The organism is Wolbachia endosymbiont of Pentalonia nigronervosa (assembly GCF_014534705.1).
Classification (GTDB): Bacteria; Pseudomonadota; Alphaproteobacteria; order Rickettsiales; family Anaplasmataceae; genus Wolbachia.
Map to the genome: position 1 here is coordinate 1 of NZ_JACVWV010000094.1, position 3,369 is coordinate 3,369.

At 33.6% G+C, this 3,369-nt stretch carries 1 protein-coding gene and 3 pseudogenes; 3 read left to right on the forward strand and 1 reads right to left on the reverse strand.

All coding sequences use genetic code 11. The features are described 5' to 3' along the window. From IC220_RS06490 to IC220_RS06500, 3 genes and pseudogenes are all read left to right on the forward strand, one after another. Positions 1-245: pseudogene (locus tag IC220_RS06490) on the forward strand (WO male-killing family protein Wmk); the annotation flags it as partial. Positions 246-248: 3 nt separating this feature from the next. Further along, positions 249-2,138: a DNA mismatch repair endonuclease MutL gene (mutL, locus tag IC220_RS06495; RefSeq protein ID WP_188153658.1), complete on the forward strand. Its 1,890-nt coding sequence runs from the start codon at positions 249-251 to the stop codon at positions 2,136-2,138. 219 nt (positions 2,139-2,357) lie between these two features. Beyond that, a pseudogene (locus IC220_RS06500) lies at positions 2,358-3,092 on the forward strand (IS4 family transposase); the annotation flags it as partial. Between the two features lie 114 nt (positions 3,093-3,206). Here the strand turns inward: IC220_RS06500 and IC220_RS06505 are convergent. After that, positions 3,207-3,369 (reverse strand): annotated as a pseudogene (locus IC220_RS06505) (IS256 family transposase); the annotation flags it as partial.

The following is a 3,369-nucleotide window of genomic DNA, read 5'->3' on the forward strand; positions in this document are numbered from 1 at the left end:
GAAATGAAAGTAGTAAAAATTTATTAGGGTTGATAGGTGAATACAAGAAGATTGATAATCAAGAATCACGAGATATATTAGATGCGTTAGTTAAGTTTCTATCTGAAGGTATGCAGACTAGCAAAGAAAAAATTAAAAAAGCGGAAAAAATCAGGGTTGCAAAAAATCTAGTTAAAGTAGGTGTTACTGTTGATATTATCTTACAAACAACTGGGCTAACTGCTGATGAATTGGATGCCAACTGATTTATGGCAATTATTCTCTTAGATGCAAAAACGATTAATCGAATAGCAGCAGGTGAGGTAATTGAAAGGCCAGCAAGTGTTGTGAAAGAGCTGGTGGAAAATGCCATCGATGCTGGAAGCACAGAAATAGAGATAAGAATAGAAAGTGGCGGGCGTAATCTTGTTGCTGTAGTGGATAATGGCCATGGAGTAGAAAAGGGTGATGTAGAGCTTGCATTTATGCGTCATGCAACTTCAAAATTAAGTGATAATGATTTGATAGAAATTAGGCATCTTGGTTTCAGGGGAGAAGCTTTACCATCAATTGCTGCAGTTAGTAAAATCAAATTGTCGTCTAAAGCCAATGGAGCAAATGAAGCATGGTCAATAAGTTATGAAGGAGGAGAAAAGACAAAGGAACTTGCCCCTTATTCTATATCACAAGGAACCCATATAGAAGTGTGTGATTTGTTTTTTTCTACCCCAAACAGACTGAAGTTTTTAAAGACTGAAAGAGCTGAAATGCAGCATATAGTTGATATCATCAATAACTTAGCAATGATTAACTATGATATAGGTTTTACTCTTACTTCAAACAATAAAAAGCTTTTAAAATATGCCAAACAAGCTTCATTGTTTAGTAGATTATGTAAAATAGAAAAGGAATTTCATGATAATTCTTTAGAAGTCTGTGAGGAAGAAGGAGGCACTAAACTTACAGGATATATATGTAAGCCAACAGTAAATCGAGGTAAATCTAGTATGATCTATACCTTTGTTAATAAAAGGCCAATAAGAGATAATCTGTTGGTAGGTGCAATTAAATATGCATATCATGACTTAATACCGAATAATAGATATCCTTTTGCAGTATTACATTTGGAAATACCTTATGACCAGGTAGATGTAAATGTGCACCCGAACAAATCAGAAGTAAGATTTCAGAATAAAAAACTCATATATGAAATAGTGACAAGAGGACTGATTAAAGCCCTTTCAAGGAGGATAAGACCTGAAGCTATAAATGAAAATGAAGAGAGAGACAATGCAGAACTTATTGATAGTGCAAGGGAAGATGAGCATCAAAGGATGCATTTGAGGGGCGTGCCGACAACAGAAGCGCCGTTGGCAATCGATTTTCAAAATAGATCTGATGAAAGAGGGAGTAAGGAGAAGCATCAAGAAAATTGTGAACTAAAAAAAGAAGGAAAAAATAAAGAAGGTAACAGAGATTTTTATGAAAAAAGACCAAGTAGCGTTGAAAATTCATTAATGAAAAAATTTGGCTCTATGCAAAAGTTTCCAGAAGCTCTAGAGAAACAAGTTAAACTTATAGAAGATCATCCTCTTGGACATGCACGTTGTCAGGTTTACAACACTTATATAATCGCAGAAAATAAAAACAAATTAGTGATAGTTGATCAACATGCAGCTCATGAGAGATTAGTTTATGAGTATATGAAAGAAGTCATGGAAAAATCAGCAATTAAGAGGCAATCATTACTTATTCCCGAAAAGGTAGAAATTACCAATCAGGCAGGAATGGAGATGATAGAAAATTATCAGGACAAGCTTTCTGAAATGGGTTTTGGCATTGAGGTAACATCGAATTCTACGGTGTTAGTTAAAGAAATTCCAGCAATTTTGAATTGTATAGACATAAAAGAGGTTATAACTGATATAGCTGACAGGTTAATAGAGATGGAAGATACTTTACCTATAGAGGATAAAATAAATAAAATATTAGCAACAATATCTTGCCACAATTCAATTAGAGCAGGTAGAGAAATGAAATTAGAGGAAATGAATGCATTACTAAGGCAAATGGAAGATACACCATATTCTGACCATGGAAGACCTACTTATATAGAGATGAAACTCAGTGATATTGAAAAATTATTTGAGAGAAAGTAGTATAGCAAAAAAATAGTAAAAAGTCTTAGTGTTTTTTATAATAAGATACAAGTTCAAGTAATATCAACTTATTAATGAAATTTGGTATAACTAAAGCTAAAGGGGAGTGTTAAATAAACCATACGCGTCAAGTTAAGGAAAATCGAAAGTAAAGCTGATGAGAGAAAAGAAATAATAAGGTATAAGTTCTCTTGGATAACTTAATAGAGAGAACTTATAATGAATAGAATAGCATGCCTATCAAAAAAACTCAAAAATTTCTTTAATGAAAAAGCAGATGAAGTATCAAAAGACGTAGGATTTATAAAAAGGAAGAGAAAACTTAGGGGTTCATCGTTTATAAAAGCAATAGTTTTTGGTAATATAGGAGTCAACAACTGTAGTATAGAAACGATGTGTCAGTTATTAAACGAAGATTCAATAAAAATAACAAAACAGGGCTTGGATTACAGATTTACAGAAGAGGCAGTAGAGTTTATGAAGAGAATGTACAATGAGTCTTTAGCGATATTCAAAAATAGCTTACAAATCGATTGTAAAATTTTAAAACAGTTCAAAGGTGTCAAATTATTGGACAGTAGTTACATTAGCTTACCAAATAATATGGAAAGTATGTACAAAGGGTACGGCACTAGCTACAGTGGTTATGAAAGCAATACTAAATCTGGTGTAAAATTACAGGTACTTTTTGACTACCCAAACCAGACGCTAGATCAACTTAATATAACAGAAGGAATCAGGTCAGACCAAGGTTACAAAGGTCATTTAAGCAGTATATCAGATGGAGATTTGCTAATATCAGATCTAGGCTACTTTGTGCCAAATTCTTTTGAGCAGATCAGTCAAGCAGGAGCTTATTTTGTGAGCCGTTATAAATCTGATACGAATATATATGATGTAGAAACAAATCAAAAAATAGATTTACTGGAGTGTTTAGAAGATCAATCTTTTCTAGGCTCTGTGAACCAAAATTTTAAGCAAGCCATATGAGGGCCCCAACGAAGTTTAAAAAGCCTAAATAAACCGTGGCAGTCGGGAGTGTTAAATAAACTGTGTCAAACCACATTTTTAGCTCAACTCAATTTTCAATCTTCCAGGAAAGAAAATGTCAAGCTGAGATATGGCTACTGCCCAATCATGCACAGGCATCGTCCATTTTTCCTCTGCCTTCTTTATAGCACAATATACCAACTTATACAAGGCATTTATGCTGGTAAATGAGCCCTTGGTC

Excerpts from the sequence above, each read along its gene's own strand:
- mutL (WP_188153658.1), top strand. The coding sequence starts at position 249 with ATGGCAATTATTCTCTTAGATGCAAAAACGATTAATCGAATAGCAGCA.